The 24,138-nt window shown below is 70.9% G+C and carries 20 protein-coding genes; 8 read left to right on the forward strand and 12 right to left on the reverse strand.

Translation table 11 applies throughout. The features are described 5' to 3' along the window. Positions 1–84: 84 nt before the first annotated feature. From IPH07_11730 to IPH07_11740, 3 genes are read left to right on the forward strand one after another with little or no spacing between them, the layout of a single operon-like run. The gene (locus IPH07_11730) at positions 85–678 is read left to right on the forward strand and encodes a sigma-70 family RNA polymerase sigma factor (GenBank protein MBK6918061.1); all 594 of its coding nucleotides are present in this window, start codon (positions 85–87) and stop codon (positions 676–678) included. Then, the gene (locus IPH07_11735; GenBank protein ID MBK6918062.1) at positions 668–1,405 is read left to right on the forward strand and encodes a hypothetical protein; all 738 of its coding nucleotides are present in this window, start codon (positions 668–670) and stop codon (positions 1,403–1,405) included. Before IPH07_11730 ends, IPH07_11735 begins: the two co-directional genes overlap by 11 nt. A 53-nt stretch (positions 1,406–1,458) precedes the next feature. Next, entirely contained in the window at positions 1,459–1,920 is a 462-nt protein-coding gene (locus IPH07_11740; GenBank protein MBK6918063.1) for an NUDIX domain-containing protein, read from the forward strand. A 29-nt stretch (positions 1,921–1,949) separates the two neighbouring features. Here the strand turns inward: IPH07_11740 and IPH07_11745 are convergent, their stop codons facing one another. Genes IPH07_11745 through IPH07_11755 form a run of 3 tightly spaced genes read right to left on the reverse strand, consistent with a single transcriptional unit; the run spans position 1,950 to position 5,261 of the window. Then, entirely contained in the window at positions 1,950–3,122 is a 1,173-nt protein-coding gene (locus IPH07_11745) for an ABC transporter permease (protein MBK6918064.1), read from the reverse strand. After that, on the reverse strand, positions 3,119–3,853 hold the full coding sequence (locus IPH07_11750) for an ATP-binding cassette domain-containing protein (protein MBK6918065.1): 735 nt from the start codon (positions 3,851–3,853) through the stop codon (positions 3,119–3,121). The genes IPH07_11745 and IPH07_11750 overlap by 4 nt, the downstream gene beginning before the upstream one ends. A gap of 37 nt (positions 3,854–3,890) precedes the next feature. Next, positions 3,891–5,261 (reverse strand): alpha/beta fold hydrolase, encoded by a 1,371-nt coding sequence (locus IPH07_11755; protein MBK6918066.1) that lies wholly within the window; start codon positions 5,259–5,261, stop codon positions 3,891–3,893. Positions 5,262–5,519: 258 nt separating this feature from the next. Between IPH07_11755 and IPH07_11760 the strand changes: the two genes are divergently transcribed. Continuing rightward, positions 5,520–7,292, forward strand: a complete 1,773-nt coding sequence (locus IPH07_11760) for a hypothetical protein (GenBank protein ID MBK6918067.1) — start codon at positions 5,520–5,522, stop codon at positions 7,290–7,292. 13 nt (positions 7,293–7,305) lie between these two features. Here IPH07_11760 and IPH07_11765 read toward each other — a convergent pair whose 3' ends face one another. The 7 genes from IPH07_11765 to murJ all read right to left on the reverse strand — a co-directional run bounded on the left by IPH07_11765 (position 7,306) and on the right by murJ (position 18,141). Further along, the gene (locus tag IPH07_11765) at positions 7,306–8,220 is read right to left on the reverse strand and encodes a LysR family transcriptional regulator (protein ID MBK6918068.1); all 915 of its coding nucleotides are present in this window, start codon (positions 8,218–8,220) and stop codon (positions 7,306–7,308) included. 123 nt (positions 8,221–8,343) lie between these two features. Continuing rightward, positions 8,344–10,836, reverse strand: coding sequence for a hypothetical protein (locus IPH07_11770; protein MBK6918069.1), 2,493 nt, complete (start codon positions 10,834–10,836; stop codon positions 8,344–8,346). Between the two features lie 195 nt (positions 10,837–11,031). Next, positions 11,032–11,844: a site-specific DNA-methyltransferase gene (locus tag IPH07_11775; protein MBK6918070.1), complete on the reverse strand. Its 813-nt coding sequence runs from the start codon at positions 11,842–11,844 to the stop codon at positions 11,032–11,034. Positions 11,845–11,870: 26 nt separating this feature from the next. Next, entirely contained in the window at positions 11,871–12,779 is a 909-nt protein-coding gene (locus IPH07_11780; protein ID MBK6918071.1) for a cation diffusion facilitator family transporter, read from the reverse strand. 5 nt (positions 12,780–12,784) lie between these two features. Then, positions 12,785–15,184 (reverse strand): hypothetical protein, encoded by a 2,400-nt coding sequence (locus IPH07_11785; protein ID MBK6918072.1) that lies wholly within the window; start codon positions 15,182–15,184, stop codon positions 12,785–12,787. Between the two features lie 225 nt (positions 15,185–15,409). Further along, positions 15,410–16,465, reverse strand: coding sequence for a radical SAM protein (locus IPH07_11790; GenBank protein ID MBK6918073.1), 1,056 nt, complete (start codon positions 16,463–16,465; stop codon positions 15,410–15,412). A gap of 77 nt (positions 16,466–16,542) precedes the next feature. Continuing rightward, positions 16,543–18,141 carry a murein biosynthesis integral membrane protein MurJ gene (murJ, locus tag IPH07_11795; protein ID MBK6918074.1) on the reverse strand — a complete coding sequence of 533 codons (1,599 nt, stop codon included), beginning with the start codon at positions 18,139–18,141 and terminating at the stop codon, positions 16,543–16,545. A gap of 205 nt (positions 18,142–18,346) precedes the next feature. On the opposite strand from murJ, the gene IPH07_11800 reads away from it, so the two are divergent. Further along, on the forward strand, positions 18,347–18,514 hold the full coding sequence (locus tag IPH07_11800) for a hypothetical protein (GenBank protein ID MBK6918075.1): 168 nt from the start codon (positions 18,347–18,349) through the stop codon (positions 18,512–18,514). Positions 18,515–18,522: 8 nt separating this feature from the next. On the opposite strand, the gene truA is transcribed toward IPH07_11800, so the two are convergent. Continuing rightward, positions 18,523–19,362: a tRNA pseudouridine(38-40) synthase TruA gene (truA, locus tag IPH07_11805; protein MBK6918076.1), complete on the reverse strand. Its 840-nt coding sequence runs from the start codon at positions 19,360–19,362 to the stop codon at positions 18,523–18,525. A 102-nt stretch (positions 19,363–19,464) separates the two neighbouring features. On the opposite strand from truA, the gene IPH07_11810 reads away from it, so the two are divergent. The 3 genes from IPH07_11810 to IPH07_11820 all read left to right on the forward strand — a co-directional run bounded on the left by IPH07_11810 (position 19,465) and on the right by IPH07_11820 (position 22,456). Then, entirely contained in the window at positions 19,465–20,652 is a 1,188-nt protein-coding gene (locus tag IPH07_11810) for a saccharopine dehydrogenase family protein (protein ID MBK6918077.1), read from the forward strand. Between the two features lie 32 nt (positions 20,653–20,684). Continuing rightward, positions 20,685–21,830: a carboxynorspermidine decarboxylase gene (nspC, locus tag IPH07_11815; protein MBK6918078.1), complete on the forward strand. Its 1,146-nt coding sequence runs from the start codon at positions 20,685–20,687 to the stop codon at positions 21,828–21,830. A gap of 251 nt (positions 21,831–22,081) precedes the next feature. Continuing rightward, on the forward strand, positions 22,082–22,456 hold the full coding sequence (locus tag IPH07_11820) for a PilZ domain-containing protein (protein MBK6918079.1): 375 nt from the start codon (positions 22,082–22,084) through the stop codon (positions 22,454–22,456). Between the two features lie 22 nt (positions 22,457–22,478). On the opposite strand, the gene IPH07_11825 is transcribed toward IPH07_11820, so the two are convergent. Then, positions 22,479–24,131 (reverse strand): hypothetical protein, encoded by a 1,653-nt coding sequence (locus IPH07_11825; GenBank protein ID MBK6918080.1) that lies wholly within the window; start codon positions 24,129–24,131, stop codon positions 22,479–22,481. Positions 24,132–24,138: the final 7 nt, after the last annotated feature.

A 24,138-nucleotide genomic window follows, 5' to 3' on the forward strand; every position in this document is an offset into this window, starting at 1 on the left:
GGTCGCGCGCGCACGCCATCATCGCGACCGCGGCCGCGATGTCACCCTCGGCACCGCTCGCTCGTATGCTGAGCTCGGCCCCCCTTGCTGCTGCCCTGGTCCCACGCCCACACCCACGCCCGGCTGGCGCGGCGCGCCGCCGCCGGTGACGTGGCAGCGCTCGGGGCTCTCTACCGCGCGTTGCACCCCGCGGTGCACGCCTACGTCCGGCGACGCGTCGCCGCGCCCGCCGACGCGGAGGACCTGGTCGCGCGGGTCTTCCACCGTCTGCTCGAGCACCTGTCGCGCTTCGACCCCGCGCGCGCGCCGGTGCGCGGCTGGGTGCTGACGATCGCGCGCAACCTCGTCATCGATCACTTCCGCACGCGCCGCGACCATGCCCCGTTCGACGAGCACCAAGGCGACGAGATCGCGGTGATCGAGCCGCTGGCGTGGCTGAGCGACGCGCCGGACGAGCGCACCGCGGCGCTGCGCGAGCACGTGCGCGAGCTGCCCGCGACGACCCGCGAGATGCTGACGCTGCACTTCACCGACGACCTCCACTACCGTGAGATCGCGGCCCTGCTCGGGTTCACCGAGGCCGCGGTCAAGCAACGCATGGCCCGTGCGCTGCGCGAGCTCCGTGCGCGCCTCTCGACCGTGCCGTCCGCGAAAGGAGCCGCCGCCCATGCGATCTGATCTCGAAGACGAGCTGCGACGCGCGCTGCGTGCCGAAGCTCCCGAAGTCGACACCGACGCCCGCGACGCGCTGGAGCGACGCCTGCTCGCGGCCGTGCCCCCGGCGGCGCCGCGGGGACGCCGGTGGCCGCGCTGGCTGCTCGCCACCGGCCTCGGCGCCGCCGTGCTCGCGGGGGCCTGCGTGCTGCCCAGCGAGTACGACGCCGACCTCGGCCACCGGCTCGCGATCGTGATCGACGACGCCGAGCTCGAGCTCGACCACGATGCGATCGCCGAGTTCGTGCTCGAGCGCTACCACCCCGACGAGGTGCGCATGGCGGTCGAGCGCCAGCACAGCCGCGAGCGCGGCGACGACGGCCGCGTGGTCGAGCACAGCGAGCTGCGTCTCGAGCTCGACGCGATCGGTGACGGGCTCGACACCGCGCGCATCTGGGCCGATCTGCAGCAGGCCTTCCCCGAGCTGGAGGGTGCCCGTCTCGAGGACCGTCGGCTGCACGGCCGCGTGCACGGCACGCTCGGCGGGCGGCTCTCGCACGACTGGCTCGACCTGGTCATCGACCGTCACGGCGTCGCGGCGGCGAAGCAGGAGATCCTGGACGAGCTCGCGCGCGAGGGCATCACCGGCCAGCCGCAGATCGAGATCATCGACGACGACGACGGTCACGGCCGCGTCCGTCGCGAGGTCCGCGTGATGGTCGAGGACGACGCGGCCACCGTGGTGCCGTGACCGTCGCTGGGTCGGCGCCCGCGGCCGCCTGCGCTATCCTGCGGCGGGAGAGCATGACCACGTCCTCGCACCGCGGCGCCGTCGCGATCGTCACCAACGTGGGCCGCACCCGCTTCTTCGTGCAGCGCAAGGACGCCGACTACCGCCCGCATCCCCGCGGCTTCAGCCTCTTCGGCGGCGCCATCGAACCCGACGAGTCGCCCGCCGCCGCGCTCGCCCGCGAGCTGGTGGAGGAGCTCGGCGAGGGCGCGGCGACGCTGCGGGCCGCTCCCGCGGTGCCGGTGTTCCTCGCACGCACGCTGGCGGCCGGTTTCACGGTCTCGCTGTTCGAGATCGTGCTCGACGACGGCGCGCTCGAGGCTTGCGCCGCCGTGCCGGTGCTCGAGGGCGAGTGCGGCGAGGTCGTGGACCGCGATCGCCTGCGTGCGCTCGACTGGATCGCCGGCGTCGACGAACTGGTGGCGGCGTACCTCGAGCAGCGCTCGGCGGGCGCCCGCGGCAGGACGGATCCCTGAGGCTACAGCGGCGCGCACCTGCGGTGCTGCTAACCGCCGAAGACGATGCGCTCGCGCCCGAACAGCCACGCCGTGACTCGCACGGCGACCAGCGCGAGCACCGTCACGATCACGCTCGGCACCACGATCGCGGCCAGACCGATCGCGTCGCCGCGGATGACGTCCATCAAGACCTGCTGCTGCCCGAGGATCGGCACCCACATGGTCCAGGCCGCCTGGTCGAGCGGCATGACCGTCAGCAACACACCCGGCAGCATCGGCGCCAGCGTGAGCACCGAGAGGTATGTCTGGGCCTCGCGGAAGCTGCGGGCGAAGGTGGCGATGAGCAGCTGCAGGCCGGCCGCGAGCCCTGCGACCGGCAGCATCACCAGCACCACCAGTGCGGCCTGGTCGGCGCCGAAGTTCATGACGATGCCGAGGTCCTCGAGCGGGGCCCGGCGCAGCGCGATGCCGGCGGTCAACAGTGTGAGCAGCAGACTGGTGCCCGACAGCACCGACGTCGCCAGCCACTTGCCCAGCACCAGCTTGGTGCGCGACACCGGCGTGCCCAGCAGTGGCTCGAGCGAGCCACGCTCGCGCTCCCCTGCGGTCGAGTCGGTCGCGACGTACATCCCACCGATGAACGCCGCCATCATCACGAACATCGGGATCACATTGAGCACCTGCGCGGCGAGCTGCTGCGGGGTCGCGAGGTCGACCTCCGCGAGCGCCAGCGGTGCCGCGATCTGCGGATCGATGCCGCGCATCATCAGGCGCTCGGCACCGATCTCCGCGCCGAAGCCCTCGAGCACCCGGCGGACGCGGCGAACCTTGCTGCGGGTCTCGTTGCGCGAGTTGTCGACCAGCAGCTCGACCTTCGCGCTGCGTGACGCCCGGAAGCGCTCGCCGTAGCTGGGCGCGATCACCAGCACCGCCGCGGCTTCGCCGGTGCGGACCGCCGCCTCGGCATCGACCGGCGCGGGCTCGACCTCGACGCCATGGCGGCCGAGGTAATCGACCAGCCCGGGTGCATGCTCGGCGCCGACCACCGGCAGCGGCAGCGGTCCATCGATGGCCTGCTGCTGGGCGAGGAAGCGGAACATCACCACCACCAGCAACGGGCCGATGAGCGGGAACACCAGCGCCGAGAACAGCGATCGACGGTCGCGGAGACCATCGGTCAGCTCCTTGCGGAACACCACGCCGACGTGACGAACGCTCACGGTGCCAGTCCTTCCTCGGAGCCGATCGCGGCCACGAACGCGTCCTCGAGGTCGGCCTTGCCGGTGTGCTCGCGCAGCTCGTCGGGGGTGCCGCGCGCGGCGACCTTGCCCCGCGCGATCACGACGATCTCATCGCACAGCGCGGCGACCTCCTGCATCACGTGGCTCGAGAACACCACGCAGCGGCCCTCGTCACGCAGGCCGCGGATCACGTCGCGCATCGCACGGGTGCTCATCACGTCGAGGCCGTTGGTGGGCTCGTCGAGCATCACGTTGCGAGGGCCGTGCACCAGCGCGCGGGCAATCGCCACCTTCATGCGCTCACCCTGCGAGAAGCCATGCACGCGACGATCTGCGAGCTCGCCCATGTCGAGCACGTCGAACAGCCGGTTGATCTCGCGCTCGATCGCCTCGCCGTCGAGGTCGTGCAGCTGCGCGTAGTAGCGGACGTTCTCGCGCGCGGTCAGGCGCGGATAGAGGCCGCGCGCGTCGGGCAGCACGCCGAGCGTTCGGCGCACGGCGTCGCGCTCGCGCTGCACGTCGCGGCCGTCGATCTCCGCACGCCCGGCATCGGGCACCACCATGGTGCCGACCATGCGCAGCGTGGTGGTCTTGCCGGCGCCGTTGGGCCCGAGCAGGCCGGTGATGCGTCCGTCCGGCGCCTCGAACGACACCGAGGCCACCGCGAGCTTCTCGCCGAACGCCTTGCGCAGATCGATCGCGCGGATCATGACAGGCCGTGCCCTTGGTGCGGGTGGAGGGCGCGGCTCACGTCGGTGGCCCCGCGAGGTCGAGGAAGAATGGCGGGCGCGCCGACTCGGCCACGCAGTCGTCGGCGAGCGATTCGGCGTCGTCCAAGAAGCCGTGGATCAGCTCGCGCGCGCACGCCGAGGTCAGGTTGCCGTGCCCGGCGGCGGGGAACACCACGTGGCGACCGTTCGGCAGCCCCTCGAGGGCGTGCTCGGCCCAGCGCGGCGGCGTGACCGGATCGAGCGCACCCGACAGCAGCAGTGTCGGGGTCTCGAGCACGATGGGATCGCGGTAGTGCGGATCGATGTTCGCGCGCGGCCACTGGGCGCAGCTGTCCTGCAGCAGCCGCACGAACGCACCGCCGAGGAAGCTCGGATCGGCCGGCACCGCGGCGAAGGGCACGTCCTCGGCGCACACCACCGACAGGAACATGCCCTGCGACATGGTCTCGCTCATGCCCCCGCCGAGCGCGCTGCCCTGGGCCAGCAGCGGGCCGAGATCACCCGCGACCGCACGGTCCAAGGTGAGCGGAAGCAAGGCCTGCAGCTGCGGCACGTAGAGCAGCCCGCGGACCGCATGGGCGATCGCGTCGCGCTGGACGACGATGGTCTCGACCGCGCCCGTGCGCGGGTCCTCGAGCGTCATCGATCGCGGCTGGCCAGCGAGCCCGTCGAGGTAGGCGTCGAAGCGCCGCTCGAGGTCGGGGAAGCGCGGCCCACAGTCGGGATCCGCCGCACAGTCGGCGAACACCCGCGAGAGCGCGGCTTGGCCGTCGACGCCGAACGACGATGGCATCGCCATGTCGACCGGCGCCACGCCGTCGAGCACCATGTGTCCGACCCGATCGGGGTGCGCTCGGGTGTAGACCAACGCGGCGCGCGTGCCATACGAGCCGCCGATCACGTCGATGCGGGCGTCGCCCAGGGCCTCACGAACCGCGTCGAGGTCTTCGACGGCGATCTCGGTGGTGAAGAAGCGGGGGTCGACCTGGTACCCCGCGAGGCAGCGGCGCAGCAGTGCCACGTCGACCTCCGGTGACATCCGCTCCGACAGCGGCGCGTCGGGATCGCTGCTGCATGCCAGCGGCGACGAATCCCCCGTGCCACGCTGATCGACCAGCACGATGTCGCGGTCACGGCCGAGCTCGTCCAACGCCGACAGCAGCGGCGCGAACGCTGCGATGGCGCCCTGCCCCGGACCGCCGGCGAAGAAGTACAACGGGTTGCGCCGCGCCGCCTTGCTCGCGGGGATGCGCGCGACGTGGATCGCGATGGTGGCTCCGCCGGGCGCTGCAGGGTCGAGCGGACGCTCGACCGTGCCGCACTGGGCGGGGCGATCGAGGCCCGCGAGCCGACACGGGGTGCCGCCCCACCGCTCGCGGTCCGGCACATCAGGCGATTCGCAGGATGTGGCCAGGGCCACGAAGACGGCGAGTGCTACTGGAGTGCGCACGGGCAGGCGCGCACGCTACCACGACGTCCCTGGCCGTCTTCCAGCCCCGATCGCTGGCCAGACCGGTTGCCAGGCTAGCTCGGACGCCGCCCGACGTCGCCCCGCGAGACGCCGGCAACCGCGCGATTCACCTGACCTTTTGGGCCAGGTGCGGTCATGTCCTACATGGCCTGCGGTTTGTAGTCGGGGCGGGCCATGCGAAGCCGCCGCAGCCGTCTCGTCGTCGCGTGTGCCCTGGTGCTCTCCGCCTGCGCGGGCGAGGCCGACGAGGCCAGCGACGGTCGCAACGACGGCCTCGGCGGCGGCAAGGCCGACGGCGGCATCGACCCCGCGTCGGACGAGGCCCGTGCCGTGCTCGCGCTGGTGAACGACCCGGCGATCGATCTCGACATCCTCGACGTCGATGCCGGTCTCGATGCCCGCGCCGCGCGGGGCATCATCGCGCACCGCGACGGCGCCGACGCGACCGCCGGCACTGACGACGACGATCGCTTCGACGACCTCGCCGAGCTCGATGCGGTGCCGTTCGTGGGGCGCATCGCGTTCGACCGGCTGCTCGCGTACGCCGTCGACCACGGCTACCTGCTGCCGACACCGACCACCGACATCGACGTGATCTTCTCGCCCCAGACGGTCGAGAACAGCCACAACGCCCGCGTCGCGCAGCTCATCGACGGCGCCCAGCACAGCCTCGACATCGCGATGTACTCGTTCTCCGACGCTGGCATCAACCGCGCCCTGACCGAGGCCGCCGCCCGCGGCGTGCACGTCCGCTTCATCTTCGACACCGCCAACGACGATCGCAAGCTCGCCGGTGCCGCGCTACAGAGCTCGAAGTCGGGCCGTCTGGAGGCGGCCGGCGTCGACGTGCGATGGGTGAACAAGATCATGCACCACAAGTTCATGATCGTGGATGGCCCGCGCGACAGCGCCGACGCGGCGACCACCGCCACGCTGGTGAGCGGCAGCGCGAACTGGTCGGGCGGCGCAGCCACCCGCTACGACGAGAACACCCTGTTCATGGTCGGGCAGCGCGAGCTCAACCTTCGCATGCAGCGGGAGTTCGACCTCATGTGGGAGCACTCGCGCGACCTCGTGGCAAACCCGGCGCTCGTGACCGAGCACGCGACGCTGGCGATCACCGACGAGCTGATCGGCGACGACCCGAGCGTCGATGCGTTCTTCACCAGCGCCAACTTCCGCGTCCAGGGCGCCGACACCTTCGTGACCGAGGGCCGCGACACCATCGCCGACCAGTGGGTCGCGGCGATCGACGGCGCGACCGACTCGATCCACATCGCCTCGGGCCACCTGCGCTCGCGTCCGGTGTCCGAGGCGCTCATGCGCAAGGCAGCCGAGCACCCCGAGGTCGAGATCCTGATCTACCTCGACGGCCAAGAGTACATCAGCGAGGCCACCCACGATGATCAGGTCGAAGACCTCGAGGCCTGCCGCGCGGCCGCGGGCACCAGCGCCACCAAGCTGCGCGACTGCAACGACTCGGGCTTTCTGTTCGGCTTCATGGTCGCCGACGCCGGCGCCCATGTCCGCTACAAGTACTACGCGTACCGCTGGTCGGCGATCTACGCCACGCAGATGCACCACAAGTACATGGTGGTCGACGGCGACGAGCTCTTCACCGGCAGCTACAACCTGTCCGACAACGCCGAGCACAACACCTTCGAGAACATGCTGCACTTCTCCGGCGCGCAGCATGCCGAGCTGGTCGCCGCGTATGAGGCCAACTTCGCCGGCATGTGGGACACCGGCCGCGCCGACGATTCCCTCGCGGCCTTCCGCGCGCAGGTCTCGAGCCTGCCGACGCCGCTCATCCCGATCGTGTTCCCTTCGCTCTCGCTCGAGTGGGACGAAGTCACCGATCTGAAGGACCTGCTCCGCGACGAGTGCCCCCTCATCAACTCGTCGGCATTTCGCAGCCACCCCGAGGCCCACCTCTTCTGCTCGTAGCGGGTCGCGGCCCTCACGACGCGGGCGGGCGGGCGCCGGGGATCGGCGCGATGCGATTGGCATGCTCGAGCAACCCGGCCTTGGTGCGTAGCCACGCCGCCGTACGATGGGCGTCGGCCCGCCAACACAGCACGATGCGATCGGCGATCTGCGGCAGCGTCGGATCGACCACCACGAGCTCGCCGCGGTGGCCGTAGTCGGCGACGCGGCGCGGCAGGATGCCGACGCCGACCCCCGCCAACAGCAGGCTCTTGGTCAGCTCGAGATCGCCGGTGCTGACCAGGCGCTGTGGCAGCAGGTCGAGCCCGGACAGCGCGTCGACGATCTGCCGACACTGGTCGACCCGACCGGCGTAGATGAGCGGACCCTTGCGGAGCAGCGCCGAGATGCCGGCCGCGTCGCGCGGGACCAGGTCGCGGCGCGCGACCACGGCGACCGCGTCGGGGAAGGCCTCGACCAACACCAGCTCGTCGTGGGGCTGCGGGTTCACGACCAGCCCGAAGTGCACCTCGCGCCGGAGCACCGCCTCGCGCACGTCCGCCGAGGTCCCGTTCCACACGCGGATGTCGATGCCGGCGGCACGGCTGAGGAAGTCGGCCATGAAGTCGGGCAAGAAGTAGGCTCCGAGCGACTCGTGGCAGCCGATCGCGAACTGCCCCACCTCTTCGCGCTCGAGCCCACGGATGCGCTGCTCGGTCTCGTCCACCAACGCGAGGATCTGCGAGGCCGCGTTGGCCAGCGCCGCACCGGTGGGCGTGACCGCCACGCCGCGGGCGTTACGCAGCAACAGCGTGGTCTCGAGGCTGTCCTCGAGCCGCTTCACCGCCGAGGTCAAGGTCGGCTGCGCGACGCCGAGCTTGCGTGCAGCCGCGGTCATGCTGCCGATCTCCGCGATGGTGCGGAAGTAGTGCAGGTGCATGAGATCCATCGCCCTCGATGATGCCGCCAAAGCCGGTCCACCGGGGGCCGTCGCGGCGATCGAGGCCGCCGCGACGCGACCGGCGGTGCCAGGGCCGCTCGCTCGCCCTGGCACCGCCCGCGGGGGCTCGCATCACTGCGGGACCGAGCTGGGACAGAAGTCCTGCTGCGCGTCGATCGGGAAGATCTCGGTGTCGTCGTCGATGCTGCGCACGAACGCGATGAGATCGGCGAGCTCGGCCGGGCTCGGCGCGAACACCTGATTGCCTGCGCGCAGGTGGGTGGTGAAGTCGCCCGAGGGATCGAGCAGCTCCTCGAGCGAGTCGGCGGCGCCGTTGTGGAGGAACGGCGCGCCGTTGCGCATGCCCAGCAGCGACGGCACGTTGAAGCCGTCGACGCCCTGGGCCGGGGTCGCGTTCTGGCGCAGCTCGTCGGCGCCGCGCGTCGCGGGGCCCTGCGCACCGAAGGTGCCGACCTTCCGCACCACGCAGGTGTGACGCGCCGGCGCGCCGTTGGCATCGTTGGCGAGCACGAACATCGCCGAGGTGTCGCTGCCGGTGACCTGGTCCGCACGGACCATGCCGAGCGACGCGATCCCGACCGAAGCCAGCGAGGTCAGCCTTTCGTCGACGTCGGTGCCGTCGTTGGGGTTGAACGCCGGGGTGTACGTGCGGCGCGACAGCGTCCACAGCGGACCCGCGTGGCACGCGTCACAGCGCGCGGCCTCGAACACGTCGCGCCCCGCGGCTGCATCGCCGCCGGGCCGCGTCGAGCCGGCTGGCGAGCGCAGCGTCGCGACGTAGGCCTCGATGTCGTCCCAGTCGTCGGGCAACGCACCGGTGAGCGCGGCGCCGCGGGACGAGCCGATGTTGAAGGCGTTGATCGGGTTGGCGGTCTGCCCCGGCCCCACGATGTCGATGCGCGCCGCGGCGTTGGCAGTGCCGTTGTCGTTGAGGGTGGTGTCGCTGACGATCGCGCCGGTGCCACCAGCGACGAGCCGCGTGTTGAGCTCGAAGTCGTGCACCTCGTCGAAGATGCCGGTCCAGTTCAAGATGCGTTGCTGCGCCCCGCTGCGGTCGAAGCTCGCCGACGTGTCCACCGTCTGGCGCGGCCCGGCGGGGAACGACCACGTGACGTTGTCGGTGGTGCCGAACGGGTGACAGCCCACGCAGCTGACCCAGCCGTTGGTCGACCAGCGACCGAGACCGGTCTCGAAGAAACGCTGCCCCCGCAGCGCAGCGATCTCGGCCGCGCTGCCCGCAGCGGTCGCCGACGCGATGTCGGCGGCGGCGGTGGTCTGCGTGGCGAGATCGATGTGCGAGATGCTCCGCGCGACCTCGTTGGCGACGTAGGCATTGGTGCCGCCGATGGCGACGCCGACCGGCGACTGGCTGGCGGCCAGGAACGACGCGCCCGAGGGCGAACCTGCCACCGGGGGATCGACCGAGAAGTCGACCCGAAGCACGCTGTCGGAGGCCAGCGAGGCGATGTAGCCGAACTCGCTGTTGGGTGCGAACGCCAGGTCGATGGGGATCGCGACGAAGCGCTTGGGCGCCACGAGATCGTCGACCAGCGCGTTCAGATCGATGGGCCCGTCGTCGACGGGCGAGAGATCGGCCAGCGCGATGCGATGCACCAACCCCTGCAAGTTCTGGTGGAAGTCGGTCGCGCCGTTGAAGGACGCCGGCGATGCGCCAACGCTGGTGACATACAGCGTGTCGTCGTTGATGGCGCACGAGTACAGCTGGTTGGGGTAGGCGCCCGTGGCCTCGAAACCGGTGGTGCCCGAGGCCGCCAGCGGCGCCAGCGAGACCTCGCCGACGGTGCCGGCGGCGTCGATCGTGAACACGCGGCCCTCGCGGGCGCCATCGGTGGCCTCCTTGTTGGCGCCCGCGGGCTGCGCGTAGAAGTCGGTCACGAACACCGTCTCGTCGCCGTCGTCGAGGTCGAGGTCGTTGGTCACGCACGCCGCATAGGGCGCGCCACCGGTCTCGATCTCCTGCGCGATCGTCATCGACGCCGTGTCGACCGCGATCACGTAGCCCTCGTTCCACAGCGGGACGTAGAGCGTCTGGCCGGTCGGCGACAACGCGGCGCGCCCGGGCTCGGCACCGACCTCGACGGTCTGCGCGACGCTGGGCGAGCCGCCCAGCTCGACCACCCGCGCGACCTCGCCGCTGCCGCGCAGCACCACGAACAGCTCGTCGCCGCCGGGCCCGTAGGCGATCGACTCGGGCTCGCTGCCCACGTCGATGCGCGCCTGCTCGGCGAGGTCGGGTAGCGTGAAGAGCGTCAGCTCGCCGGTGCCCTTGTTGACCACGGCCAGCTGAGTGCCGTCGGGCGAGACCTGGATCGCGCCGCCCTTGGTCGGGCCCGGCAGCGCGATCGTGGGCTCACCGGTGTCCGTCGTGTCACTGCCCGAGCTGTCCGGGTCGACGGTGTCGGTGCCCGTGCTGCCGTCAGTGGTGGTGGGCGGCACGCCCGTGGTCGTCAGCGACGTCGCCGTCGTGCCGCCCGAGCTGTCGCTCTCGCCGCCGTCGGCCGGGCCGTCGTTGTTGCACGCGAGCGACGCGGTGCTGAAGAGGAAGAGGGGCAGCTTGTGGGCAATCCAGCGGTGCATGGTCATCGTCAGGTCCTGCGGGCGGCGCCTCGAAAGTGGCAATGGCACCGCAACTACTACAGCCTTCGCCCTCGACGCTGCGGACGCCATGCACACCGACGAATGTCAGCCATCGGGATCCGCGATGGCCCGACCACCGCACGGCCGACGCCGCCGTCACACCCTGACATCCGCGTCACGGCGGCGCGCGATCGGGCGCGCTCAGATCCACGTGGCGAGCCGGCGTCGCATGACCGCGATCGCGGTCGGGCTCGCGTCGAAGAGCAGCGCATGCCGACCGTCGCGTGCCGCGGCCTCGCCCAACGTGCCGCTACCGGCGAACGGATCGAGCAGCGTATCGCCAACCCGCGAGTGCACCCGCACGATGCGGCGAACGATCGCCAGCGGCTTCTGCGTGGGGTAGCCGGTCTTCTCGCGGCCGGTCGGGCTCACGATCGTCTGCCACCACACATCGGTGGGGGTCTTGCCACGCGCGGCCTTCTCGGGACCAACCAGGCCCGGGGCCATGTAGGGGATGCGATCGATGGCGTCGTAGTCGAAGCAGTAGCGCTTCGGATCGCGCACGTACCACAGGATGTTGTCGTGCTTGGCGGGCCAGCGTCGACGACTCCGCGCGCCGTAGTCGTAGGCCCAGATGATCTCGCCCATGAAGCACGCGCGCCCGAACAGGCGATCGAGCTCGACCTTCACGTAGTGGACCTCGCGGGGGTCGAGGTGCAGCAGCAGCGCACCATCGTCGGTCAGCACCCGTCGCAGGTGCTCGAGCCGAGGTCGCAGGAACGCCAGGTAGTCGTCGCCGAAGCTGTCGTCGAATTGTTGGCTGCCGAGCCGTTCGGTGCGAAAGCGCCGGCCGCCGAAGCCGCGGCGGTCGCCATCGCTGGCGCCGGTGGTGCGCAGCTGCACGCGCTTCTGCACCCGCCCGGTGTTGAACGGCGGGTCGGTGTAGACCAGCGCGATGCTGCCGTCGCGAACGCTCGGCAACAGCGCCAGGTTGTCGCCCTCGCGCACCGTCACCGTGCCCGGCGCGGGCACGGTCTCGCTCACGCCTCGACGTCGGGCTCGACGAACGACCACTTGACCTCGGGACGCTCGCGCTGGAGCGCCGCCTCGAAGCGATTGATGGCACCGCACAGATCGTTGGCGGTGAGCTCGGCACGCATGCGCAGCTTGAGCGCGACCATGACCTCGCCGGGACCCTGTTGGAGCGTGAGCACCCGCAGAACCTCGATGATGTCGGGGTCCGCCGCGGCGATGCGGGCGACCGCCTCGTCGACCTCGGTGTCGGCGCGCTCACCCATCAGCAGCGACTTCACCTCGACCGCGAGGAACACCGCGACCACCACGAGGATGAGCCCGACGGCGATGCTGCCGACGGCATCCCAGCGCGCGTCACCGGTCGCCCACGCCAGCGTCAGCGCCAACATGGCGGCCGCCAGGCCCAGGGTCGCCGCCGAGTTCTCGCCGAAGATGACCACCAGATCCGAGTCCTTGGTCTCGCGAACGAAGCGGAGGAACGGTCTGCCCTTGGCGCGGGCGCGGAGCTCCTTGATGTTCGACAGCGTCGCACCGCCCTCGAGCAGGAGCGAGAAGCCGAGGATCGTCAGCCCCAGCCACACCTGCTCGACCGGCTCCGGATGACGCAGCTTGTGGATGCCCTCGTAGATCGAGAACACACCACCGCCGGTGAACAGCAGCAGCGCGACCATGAACGACCAGAAGTACAGCGAGCGTCCGTAGCCCAGCGGGTGCTCGCGATCGGGCGGCTTCGCGGATCGACGCACCCCCAACAGCAGCAGCAGCTGGTTGGTGCAGTCGGCGCTGGAGTGGATGGCCTCGGCCAACATCGCACCCGAGCCCGTGAAGATCGCAGCCACGCCCTTCGCGACCGCGATCGCGAGGTTGACCATCAGCGACTGGATGATGTGTTTGGTCGAGTGGTCGTCGCTCATCGCGGCTATCGTTCGAGGTAGATCTTCACCTTGTCGATTTCTTCGACCTTGATGAAGCGCTTGTCGAGCAGTTTCTGGGCCTCGCTCGGCAGCTTGACCGACGGCCCCAGCACCACCGCGTCGGCGTCGGGCAGCAGCGCCCCGAGTCCGCCGGTCTTGGGCAACGGCTTGCGTGGGTGCTTGGGCCCGCCGCGACCACCGGTGAGCTTGCCGCTGTAGAGCGTCAGATCCTCCACCTGGTAGAGCCCCGCCGGATAGCTGCGCTGCAGCCCGGTGATGGCGACCCGGATCGGGGCGTCGTGGTCGGTGGGCGCCTCGGGCAGCGCCAGCAGGCGCCACGGCCCGAAGGCCTTGGGCTTGGCCTTCGCGTCCTTCACCAGCTGGCTGAAGAGGATCGTCGACTGCAACGAGCCGGCGTGACCGACCCGCGGCTGCCACACCAGGTGCGTGACGCCCTTCTCGCGGTAGTACGCCCACAGCTCCTGCGATGTCTTCAGGGGCGCGTAGTAGAAGTACGCCTGGTGCCACTGCACGTCGCGGTGGACGACGCGGTCGAGCCCGAGCACCTCGCGGGTACCGCGGACGAGCAACACCGCGTCCTCGGGGGTCGCGTCGGTGATCTCGCGGAAGTGCTTGCGCCACGGGTAGCGATCACTCGGATCGAGCTTGCCGACGTAGCCCGTGCGCACGAAGTCGATGGTCGACTTGATGAACTCCTCGCCGGACCAGACCATGGTGTCGACGCTCCACAACACCTGGAACGCGACCAGCGGCACCACGGCCAGCCGCGCGAGCCGACCCATCTGCCACAAGCGCACCACCAGCGCCATGGTGGTCGCGATGAAGACCGCGACCGCGGCGTTGAGGTAGCGGTCCTGCAGATAGGTGTTGGTCCACACCAGGATCACCACGAAGCAGCACCAGATGCCGACCCAGATGCGCCGAGTGTCGCGCAGGAAGAACACGCACGGCGTCAGCAGCGTGAAGAGGCTGCCGAACAGCGGCCACTTCTGCTTCACGACCACGTAGTGGGGCTGGAAGCTGAACGTGAAGAAGTTGCGCACCGCGTCGGTCAGGCGGCCGATGCCGTGGGAGGTGGGCCGGTTGTCGGGGTCGCCGAGGTTCGAGGTGAACAGCGTGGTCGCCTCGGGGTTGTTGGGATGGGCGCCGGCCAGCTTGCCCATCAGGAACGGGTACATCGGGTCGCCGTAGAAGAGATAGTTCTTGATGAAGTGCGGCGACGCGACGCCGAGGCCGACGCCCATCACCACCAGCGGCGCCAGCCACAGCGTGCGCGCGGTGACCTCCGTGCGACCACGACGGCGCTCGATCCACAGCCAACACCAGCGCACCACGACCATCGCCCCGCACGCGGTGATCATGTAGATGGCTTGGTACTTGGTGAGGATCGATCCACCCGAGACCAGGCCCAGCACCGCCGCCCACCGCAGGTCGAAGCGATCGAGCAGGCGCACCGTCGCCAGCAGCACCGGCACGGCCCAGAAGCCGAGGAAGTGCTCGGCGCCGGCGGTCACGCTGTGGGCGAACGCGAACAGCAGCGGGAACAACATCACGCCGGTCCACAGCCCTCGTACGTTGCGGTCGCCCAGCATCCACTGCGCGGCCGCAGCCACCGCGACCGTGCGCCACGCCAGCATCACGAACTCGAGGTGCAGCGCCAGCATCCACTCGAACGGGTTGTGGACCCCGGGCAGCAGGAACGCCCAGGTGTACATCATGCTCGACAGGTGCGGCAGCGTGCGGTTGTACTCGGAGAGAAACGGCACGATGCGACCGGCACGCACGTAGTCGTGGGCGATCGGCAGGTGGTACCAGGCCGCATCGAGGGAGATGGCCTCGGGGCTGAAGGCGATCACGTAGACCACCGCGAAGCCGATCACGCACCAGATCACGGCGACGCGGCGGAACATCGCCATCGCGGCCGACTCCTGCACCGGCGCGCGCAGCTCGTCGATCGTGCGCACGACCAGCCCCCGCAGCTCGCGACGCGCGAAGGTCACGAACAGCACCGGCAGGCCCAGCGCAACCGAGGGGTGGAAGGCACCGACTGCGCCGGCCACGTAGAGGCTCAGCACGAACGCGACCAGGCCGACGGCCATGCTGAGCAGCCAGGTCTCTGCCAGCGGCGGCTCGTGCTCGCGCAGCAACCGTCGCAGGATCACGCGGCCCATGCCGACGCAGGCCGCGGTGTACAGCGCGAGGTAGACCCACAGCAGGCCCACGCGCCAGACCAACCACGCCCGCAGCGGATAGTGATGGTTCACCGTGGCGGCGAACACCGCCACGCCGATAAGGCACACCAGCGCGACGGCGATGCTCCGCAACGTCCCGCTGCCCCACGCACGCTTCCATCGGGGCTCGTGCCCGCGCTCGCCATCGTCCATCGCTAAACCACCACCCAACCGCCTACGAGACCGTGCCACCGATGCTCGGCTCGACGCGCAACGACGGCGCGTGTGACGACGCTAGCATCGGCCAGCGATGGCAGCAAGGCGAGCGTGGCGGACCCGCGCACCGCGGGAGGATGGCAGGCCCGTGCGCCGACGCGCAAGACCCCCCAGCTCGGGGCTCGACGCGCCGGTTCGGCGGCCAGCGGCGTCGCGCGTCGATCAGACCCACGGCCAGCTGGCGTGGCACGAGCCGCACACCGCGTGCTCGCGTCGGCGATCGGCACGATGGGCGTCACGCAGGGCCGTCATGCCGGGACCGTGGAAGATCGTTCGCAAGCTGTCGCGGCTCGCATCGCCGACCACCAGCTTGCGCAGTGCCGCGTCGTCACAGCACGGTGCGACGCGGCCGTCGTGGTAGACGAACATCGACGACCACGGCGTGGGGCACGGCGCGTGCCAGCTGTCCTGGGCGATCACCCGCAGGCGGTTGCGCACCGGCTGCCCGACGTCCTTGCGGGCCAGCTCGCCGAGCCAGTCGGTCCGGTTGGTGATCGAGATGCGATCGACGCCGGGCTGTGCGCGCCAGAAATCCTCGAACGCCGCCAGCTCGTGCACGTTCTCCTGCATCGCCACGCACGAGACGGTCACGCGCGGACCGCCGCCGGCGGCTTGCTTGAGCGCGAGGAAGCGCTGCAGGTTGCCGTAGGTCCGCTCGCGGCGAAGCGGCGGCATGATGCGCTCGTAGACCGCCGCCGAATAGCCGTTGACGCTGAAGTTCACGTCGGTCCAGCCACCTTGCTCGAGCATCGCGGACGCGAGCGCCTCGGTCAGCAGGCTGCCGTTGGAGTAGAAGGAGTACGACAGGCCCGCGGCGCGTACGATCGCGATCCGCTCGAGCCAGTGCTTGTCGACCAGCGGCTCGCCGTAGATCGACAGGCACACCTCCGGTACGCCCCAGCGCGCAAGCTGGTCGACGAGGCGCTGGAACAGCGCGCGATCCATGATGCCGACCATGCGACGCTCGCCGTGCACGCACATCACGCAGCGCGCGTTGCAGGTCAGCGCGGTCTCGATCGCGACCCGTGGTACCACCTCGGGCAGCGCCCGATCGGCGGCCGCGACCCGGTGGTGGACGAACGCCCGGAACGCGCGCGTGCGCGTCAGCGGCGGCCAGCTGTACAGCGACCGGGCGGCGTGCACGAGGCGCGGCGACTTCAGCAACGCCCGTCGCACCCGCGCCAGCGCGGGGTGCCTATCCACCGGTGCAGCGACCATCTACCCCGGCCATGGCACGCCGACCCCGCATCTGTGTCGCGCTCGAATGCTCCGGCGATGAACGCTGCCCCGGAGCGTCAACCTCGACGCCGACGCAGACGCCCCCACATGCGCGCGAGCAGGCCCTGCAGCCGCGTGGCGCCGGGGAAGCCGAGTCGCGCCAACACGGCCGCATACACCAGCAGGCCCAGGCCGCCCGCCGCCGCGGTCACACCGAGATCGATGACGCGCTGCGCGAGGCCGCCGGCGGGCAGGCGCGCCGCGCCGTAGACCATCGCCCACGCCAGCCCCGCGAGCACGGCGTTGCCGAGCATCAGCGCGCCCAGCCGCGACCACGTGCCCTGCGCGGGCGGTCGCGCGATCACGCGGCCGAACGACAGGCGCAGCACCGAGAGGTTCACCAGCGCCCCGACGCTGGTGCCGAGCGCGATGCCAGGCGCGCCCAGTTCGCGGTACGTGAGCGCGTTGAACACGAGGTTGGCCGCAACGCCGAGCAGTGAGGCCGTCATGGGGATGCGCGGCCGATCGACGCCGTAGTACGCCGGCGCGATCACCTTCACCAGGGCGTAGGGCACCAGGCCCAGCACGTAGGCCCGCAGCACCCACGCGATCGCGAGTGCATCGTCGGCCGAGGTCGCGCCCCAACGGAACACCAGGCGCACGATCGGCTCGGCGAGCACGAACAGGCCCACCGCGCTGGCCGAGGTGAGCATCGCGGCCGCCCACACGCCGTCGCGGGTGCGCAGCGCGAGCGCGTCGCGATCGCCCCGCGCCGCCTGCTCGGACACGCCGGTGGTGGTGACGGTCGCGATCGCCACCCCGAAGACCCCGAGCGGCAGGAAGAACAGGCGGAACGCGTAGCTCAGCTGCGCGACCGGACCGTCGCCGAGCGCAGCTGCGAAGCCGGTGTTGATGAAGACGTTGAGATTGACCGCGGCGATGCCGACCACCGCCGGGGCGATCAGCCCGAGGATGCGGCGCACGCCGACGTCGCCCAGGGCCCCGCGCAGCCGCAGCCGTGGGCGGTAGCCGTCGCGCCACAGCGCGCCGAGCTGTGCGAACGCCTGCACCGCGCCCGCGATGGTGGTGCCGATGCTCCACCACAGGATCGCCTGGTGCCCGCGGCTGCCGAGTGCGAACACCACCACGCCCGCCGCGATGCTCACGAGGTTGAACCATGCCGACGCCAGCGCGGGCAGCACGAAGCGCCGCTGCGCGTTGAGCATGCCGGCCCAGACCGCCGCGAGGCTGACGAGGACGAGGATCGGCAACATCGTGCGGGTCAGCTCGACCGCCAGCGCGAGCTTGTCCGCGTCGCCGGCGAAGCTGCGCGTCATCGCGACCACGATCGGCTCGGCGAAGACGATCGCGGCGGCGGTGAGCAGCCCGGTCACCACCAGCAGCAGCGACATCACGAGGTCGGCGAGGGCATGCGCCCGCTCACGACCATCGTTGTGCAGCGCGGCCGTGAACGTCGGCACGAACGCCGACGACAGCGCGCCCTCGGCGAACAGGTCGCGCAGCAGGTTCGGCACGCGGAACGCGACCTGGTAGGCGTCGGCGATCGCACCGGCGCCGAACAACGCGGCGAACACGGTCTCGCGCACCAAACCGAGCACGCGCGAGGCCAGGATGGCCAGCGAGACCGGGGCCGAGGAGCGCAGCGCGTCGGGCACGGCCGGGAGTGTGACAACGAGGGACCCGCGTTGGCGAAACTTCGTGCGTCCGACCGGCCACTGTCATAGCCGGGTGGATCGACCACGCCAGCCAGGGCCGCCCGGACGCGTGCGCGGTCACACGCCCCAAGTCTGCTTGAATCCATGCCTCGAGCCCCCCGCGGGGCTCGGCACGGGCCTCGCACACGCGGCGCCACGTCCTGTCATGAACGTGTTCTTCGTCATCGCAATCGTCGCCGCCCTCCTCAACCTCGCGATCGGCATCGCGTCCTTCGTCGGCGAGCGCGGCTTCAGCTTCGATCTGCGCCGTGGGCCCCGTCGTCGTGACGGTCGCCGTCGCGGTGGCCGTCGTGCGGCCGACCTCACGGCGTGAGCCCCACGTCAGCCCGCGCCCAAGCCCGGCGCGGAGCCCCGCAGCGAGGCGCCCGCGCCCGCGAGCGTGCGCCCCGGCCACGACACCTCGACCAGCTCGAGGCCCGCGGCCGGCGCAGTGCGCCCGGCGAGCCGTCGATCGCCCGCCGCGAGCGCGCGCTCGATGCGACCGGCATCGCCGCGTCCGAGCCCGATCTCCACCAGCGTGCCCGCGATGATGCGCACCATGTTGTGCAGGAACGCGGTGCCGCGCACGTGCAGCTCGAGCAGCGCGCCGTGTTCGCGCAGCTCGACCCCGAAGATCGTGCGCTCGGTGCTGGTGGCCTGACACGCGCTCGAGCGGAACGCGGCGAAGTCGTGGGTCCCGACCAGCACCGCCGCGGCGGCGCGCATGGGCGCGAGCTCGAGCGGCCGCCCCAGCAGCCACTGGTAGCGCGCGGTCATGGGGTCGCGGCCGGCCGCGGTGCGGATGCGGTAGCAGTAGTGCTTGCCGTCGTTGTGGTGGCGGGGCTCGATCGGCGCCGGGCATTCGGTCCAGGCGTCGGTCACCGCCACGTCGGCCGGCAGGAGGTCATCGAGCGCACGCACGAGGTTGGCGCAGGGGATCGGCACCGGACACTCGAACGCCGCCACCTGCCCGCGTGCGTGCACGCCGGCGTCGGTGCGCGAGGCCCCGCGCACGCGGATCTCCGCGCGACACAGCCGTGACAGCGCGTCCTCGAGCGTGCCCTGCACCGTGCGCATGGCGGGGCCCGCCGGATGCGCGGGTTGCCGCGCCCAGCCGTGGAAGTCGGTGCCGTCGTAGGCGACCCGCAGCAGCGTGCTCGAGGGTTGCGTGGGCGCGAGCATACGACGGCTCGGGCGGCCTAGCGCGGGGGCGGCGTGCTACGTTCGCGCGCGCCGCGGGCCGGTCGACCACGATCCGAGCGCCGCGCGCGGGAGAAGAAGGCCATGCACAAGGTTCTCATCATCGGTGCGGGTGGCGTCGGCGGCGTGGTCGCGCACAAGTGCGCGATGCATCCGCAGGTGTTCGGCGACGTCGTGCTCGCGAGCCGCACAAAGGCCCGCTGCGACGCGATCGCGGCCCAGATCAGCGAGCTGCACGGCCGCACGATCCAGACCGCCTCGGTCGACGCCGACGACGTCGCGCAGACCGTCGCGCTGATCCGCAAGCTGCAGCCCGAGCTCGTCATCAACGTCGCCCTGCCCTACCAGGACCTGCCGCTGATGGACGCGTGCCTCGAGGCCAAGGTCGACTACCTCGACACCGCCAACTACGAGCCGCCGGACGTCGCGAAGTTCGAATACAAGTGGCAGTGGGCCTACCGCGAGCGGTTCGAGAAGGCCGGCATCATGGCGCTGCTGGGCTCGGGCTTCGACCCCGGCGTGACCAACGTGTTCTGCGCCTACGCGCGCGACCAGCTGTTCGACACCATCGAGTCGGTCGACATCGTCGACTGCAACGCCGGCAGCCACGGTCATCCGTTCGCGACCAACTTCAACCCCGAGATCAACATCCGCGAGGTCACCGCGCGCGGCAAGTACTGGGAGCGCGGCGAGTGGAAGGAGATCGACCCCATGTCGATCAGCCAGACCATCGACTTCCCCGGCGTCGGGCCCAAGAAGGCCTACCTCATCTACCACGAGGAGCTCGAGTCGCTGGTGCAGCACCTGCCCGGGCTGCAGCGCATCCGCTTCTGGATGACCTTCGGCGACGAGTACCTGACGCACCTGCGGGTGCTGCAGAACGTCGGCATGACGCGCATCGATCCGGTCGAGTTCAACGGCCAGCAGATCGTGCCGATCCAGTTCCTCAAGGCGCTGCTGCCCGACCCCGCCAGTCTGGCCGAGAACTACACCGGCAAGACCTCGATCGGCTGCATCATCGAGGGCAAGAAGGACGGCAAAGCCCGCAAGGTCTTCATCTACAACATCTGCGATCACCACGCGTGCTGGCAGGAGGTCCGCGCGCAGGCGGTGTCGTACACCACCGGGGTGCCCGCCACCGTCGGCGCCGAGATGATGCTGACCGGCAAGTGGAAGCGGCCGGGCGTGTGGCACATGGAACAGTTCGACGCGGTGCCGTTCCTCGAGCGCCTCGCGCCCGCCGGTCTGCCCTGGCACGTGCAGGAGCTGTGATCGACGTGTTCGTGTCGGAACGAGTCCCCGCGATCGACTTCGCGACCGTCGAGACCCCGTGCTTCGTCATCGATCGCGGGGCGCTCGCCGACAACCTCGCGATCCTGCGGCGCGTGCAGCAGGAGGCCGGCTGCAAGATCCTGTTGGCGCTCAAGGGCTTCGCGGCGTGGCCCTGCTTCGCACAGATCCGCGAGGCGCTGCCCGGCGTGACCTCGAGCTCGCCGCACGAGGCCCGCCTGGGGCGCCAGCACTTCGGCGGCGAGGTGCACGCCTGCGCGCCAGCCTACTCGGACGCCGACTTCGACGAGCTGCTGGGGCTGTGCGATCACGTGGTGTTCAACTCGTTCTCGCAGTGGCAGCGGCTGCGGCCACGCTACCAACGGCACCTCGATCAGGGCGGCCGGCCGGTCGAGTTCGGCATCCGGCTGAACCCCGAGCACCGCGAGGTCGAGGTCGAGCTCTACGACCCGTGCGGTGCGTGCTCGCGGCTCGGGGTCACCCGTGGGCAGTTCCGCCCCGAGCTGCTCGAGGGCATCGCCGGGCTGCACTTCCACAACCTCTGTGAGCTCGGCTCCGACGCCCTGGTCCGCACGATCGCGGCGGTCGAGCGCAGCTTCGGCGAGTTCCTCGGCCGCATGAAGTGGATCAACATGGGTGGCGGCCACCACATCACGCGGCCCGACTACGACGTCGAGCAGCTGATCGCCGCCGTGACGGCGTTCCGCAAGCGCTGGGGCGTGGAGGTCTACCTCGAGCCCGGCGAAGCGGTCGCGCTCGGCACCGGCGTGCTGGTGGCGCAGGTGCTCGACGTGGTCGAGAACGGCATGCGCATTGCGATCCTCGACACTTCGGCCACCGCCCACATGCCCGACGTGCTCGAGATGCCGTACCGGCCGCTGGTGGTGGGCGCAGGTGAGCCCGGGGAGCGGGGGCACGACGTACGCTTGGGCGGTCTGACCTGTCTGGCCGGTGACGTGATCGGCGACTACTCGTTCGACCGACCGCTCCGGACAGGCGATCGAATCGTGTGTCGCGACATGGCCCACTACACGATGGTGAAGACCACGACCTTCAACGGCGTGCGGCTGCCCTCGATCGCGACCTGGGATCCCAAGTCGGGCACGCTCGAGGTCCATCGTCGGTTCGGCTACGTCGACTACGCCGCGCGTCTGGGCTGATCGCCCACCACGCGAGCCGTCGGCGAACGTCCATTCGATCTGCGCGCGATCGCCATCGCGATCGACCGCGCACGCGCGTGCGCCGATTCCCACGCGCCACGAACCATGTCTATCCTGGGAAATCGTGCCCGCTCCGTTTGCGAGTGGTGGGGGCGCGTCCTTGTCCTTGTTGGTGTCGCCGACGTTCCTCGAACCCGCGACGTGCCCTGCGACCTGCTCGCGCACGCCCGATCAGAAAGGACCTCTTCGCCATGCAAGTCGATGCGATCGCCGCTGACCGGCGACAACACCCCCGCACGCTCAGCCATACCGAGGCGATGGTCTCGACGCGGCGCGGCATCTTCCACTACACCGTCAGCAACCTCTCGGTCGCCGGCGCGCTGCTGGTGGACGGTCCACCGCTGATGGAGGGTGATCACATCGAGATCACGCTGCGGCTGCCGCTGTACCCCGAGTTCCGCGTGCCCGCGCGAGTGGTGCACGTGCGTGGCGACCGGGACGACGTCGCGCTCGGCATCGCGTTCGAGCACGCCGACGATCGCACCGAGGACCACATCCAGTCGGCGTTGCTGTCGGAGATCGAGCGCTCGCAGACCGAGGGCCGCATCGCCGACGTGCTTGCGTGAGCCCCGTCGCTCGCGGCCGAGCTCAGCGCCAAGCCTCGACGATCTCGGCCTCGACCACGATCGGCACCCGCGACACGACGGTGGCCATCTGCGCCACCATGGTCTGCTCGACACTGTCCCGCACCGCGGCCGCGGCCGCGGCCGGGCACTCGGCGAGGTACTCGTCGTGGACCACCAGCACGCCGCGGGCTCCGAGCGCCGGCAGCACGCGGTGCAGCGCCGCCATCGCGCGCTTGAAGCCCTCGGCCGCCGTGCCCTGCACGGGGATGTTGAGCGCGGCCGGCACGCTGACGTGCCCGGCCAGGAAGCGCTTGCGTCGGCCCAGGGCCGTGCGCACCACCACCGTGCCACCGCTGCGGCATCGATCGGCCACGCGTCGGTGCCACGCGGCGATCCCAGGAAACGTGGTGAAGAACGCCTCGCGGGCCCGTCGTGCGCCCGCCAGATCGAGCTCCACGCCGTAGCCCGCCGCCGCGTACTCGCGGAAGCGCTCGGCGCCCATGCCGAAGAGGAAGCCGAAGTTCACCGCCTTGGCGAGCTTGCGCTCGTGGGCAGTGACCTCGTGCTCGGGTTTGCCCGCCAATGTCGCCGCGGTCGCGCGGTGGGGATCGCGGCCCTCGCGGAACACCTGCGCGAGCGCGTCGCAGGGCGCGAGCGCTGCAGCGACCCGTAGCTCGATCTGCGCGTAGTCGGCGACCACCAGCACGTGGCCCGCGGGCGCACGGAAGCAGGCCCGCAGCCCCGGCGCGGTGTGTTCGCTGGGCACCTGCTGGAGGTTGGGCTCCGTGCACGAGAAGCGGCCCGAGTCCGCCGCCAGCGGATGCAGCCGCGCGTGGATGCGGTTGCCGTGGGTGAAGTCGCGGGGCCAGTGGGCGTAGGTCGAGATGAGCTTGTCCAGCCGCGTGATGCGATCGGCAGCGGTGGCCTGCGCCCGCTCGTCGCGCCACGACGCGGCCACGCGCTCGAACGCCGCCGCATCGCAGGGCATGCCGGCGCGCTCCATCGCCACCACCGACGGCACCAGCTCGCACTCGAGCTGCCACGCCGCCATCGCGTCGCGCTTGCGCAGCATCGGCACCATGCGCTGCGCGAGCGCGTGCACGGCCGCGGCCGCGGTCGCACACTGCACGAGCGCATCACGCTCCTGCTCGGGCACGAAGCGCGGCAGCGAGACCGCGTGCTGCAGCACCAACGCCGCGCACACGTCGAGGCCGACGCTGCTGGGCCCGCGTTGACCATCACCGAGCAGCACCGCCGCGCTCTGGGTGCAGCCCAGCCGCGCGGGCGCGAGCTCTTCGCCGCCGTGTCGCCACAGGCGGCCGATTGCGGCCTGGGCCCCGTGCACCACCACGAACGGCGACTCCCCGCCCGCCCACCAGGCGAGCAATGTCGACACCTGCGCGAGCGCGTCACCGGTCAAGACCAGCGCCGCAGGGCCGTCGCCGTGCTCGCGATGCAGCGCCAGCGCCCACAGCTCGCCGCTGCGATGATCGTCGGGATCGGCCCACCCACCCGGGCGCGTGGCGGCGACGTGCAACGCCACGCTGCTCGGCATCGACGTCCGCCACGCCGCGATCGCCTCGTCGGCCGCTGCGCGGGTCGACACCACCTGCAGCGACGGCACCGGCCACGGCCGCAGCGGGGCGTCGGGCGCAGCGGGGGACGACCGCGACATCGGCCGG

The sequence above is a fragment of the Deltaproteobacteria bacterium genome (assembly GCA_016709225.1).
Taxonomy (GTDB): domain Bacteria; phylum Myxococcota_A; class Polyangia; order Nannocystales; family Nannocystaceae; genus Xiheibacterium; species Xiheibacterium phototrophicum.

Bases quoted from the DNA above. Each gene is read 5' to 3' on its own strand.
- IPH07_11735 (MBK6918062.1), top strand. From the start codon at position 668: ATGCGATCTGATCTCGAAGACGAGCTGCGACGCGCGCTGCGTGCCGAA.
- IPH07_11740 (MBK6918063.1), top strand. From the start codon at position 1,459: ATGACCACGTCCTCGCACCGCGGCGCCGTCGCGATCGTCACCAACGTG.
- IPH07_11750 (MBK6918065.1), bottom strand. From the start codon at position 3,853: ATGATCCGCGCGATCGATCTGCGCAAGGCGTTCGGCGAGAAGCTCGCG.
- IPH07_11760 (MBK6918067.1), top strand. From the start codon at position 5,520: ATGCGAAGCCGCCGCAGCCGTCTCGTCGTCGCGTGTGCCCTGGTGCTC.
- IPH07_11765 (MBK6918068.1), bottom strand. From the start codon at position 8,220: ATGGATCTCATGCACCTGCACTACTTCCGCACCATCGCGGAGATCGGC.
- IPH07_11770 (MBK6918069.1), bottom strand. From the start codon at position 10,836: ATGACCATGCACCGCTGGATTGCCCACAAGCTGCCCCTCTTCCTCTTC.
- IPH07_11780 (MBK6918071.1), bottom strand. From the start codon at position 12,779: ATGAGCGACGACCACTCGACCAAACACATCATCCAGTCGCTGATGGTC.
- IPH07_11785 (MBK6918072.1), bottom strand. From the start codon at position 15,184: ATGGACGATGGCGAGCGCGGGCACGAGCCCCGATGGAAGCGTGCGTGG.
- IPH07_11790 (MBK6918073.1), bottom strand. From the start codon at position 16,465: ATGGTCGCTGCACCGGTGGATAGGCACCCCGCGCTGGCGCGGGTGCGA.
- IPH07_11800 (MBK6918075.1), top strand. From the start codon at position 18,347: ATGAACGTGTTCTTCGTCATCGCAATCGTCGCCGCCCTCCTCAACCTC.
- truA (MBK6918076.1), bottom strand. From the start codon at position 19,362: ATGCTCGCGCCCACGCAACCCTCGAGCACGCTGCTGCGGGTCGCCTAC.
- IPH07_11810 (MBK6918077.1), top strand. From the start codon at position 19,465: ATGCACAAGGTTCTCATCATCGGTGCGGGTGGCGTCGGCGGCGTGGTC.
- IPH07_11820 (MBK6918079.1), top strand. From the start codon at position 22,082: ATGCAAGTCGATGCGATCGCCGCTGACCGGCGACAACACCCCCGCACG.
- IPH07_11825 (MBK6918080.1), bottom strand. From the start codon at position 24,131: ATGTCGCGGTCGTCCCCCGCTGCGCCCGACGCCCCGCTGCGGCCGTGG.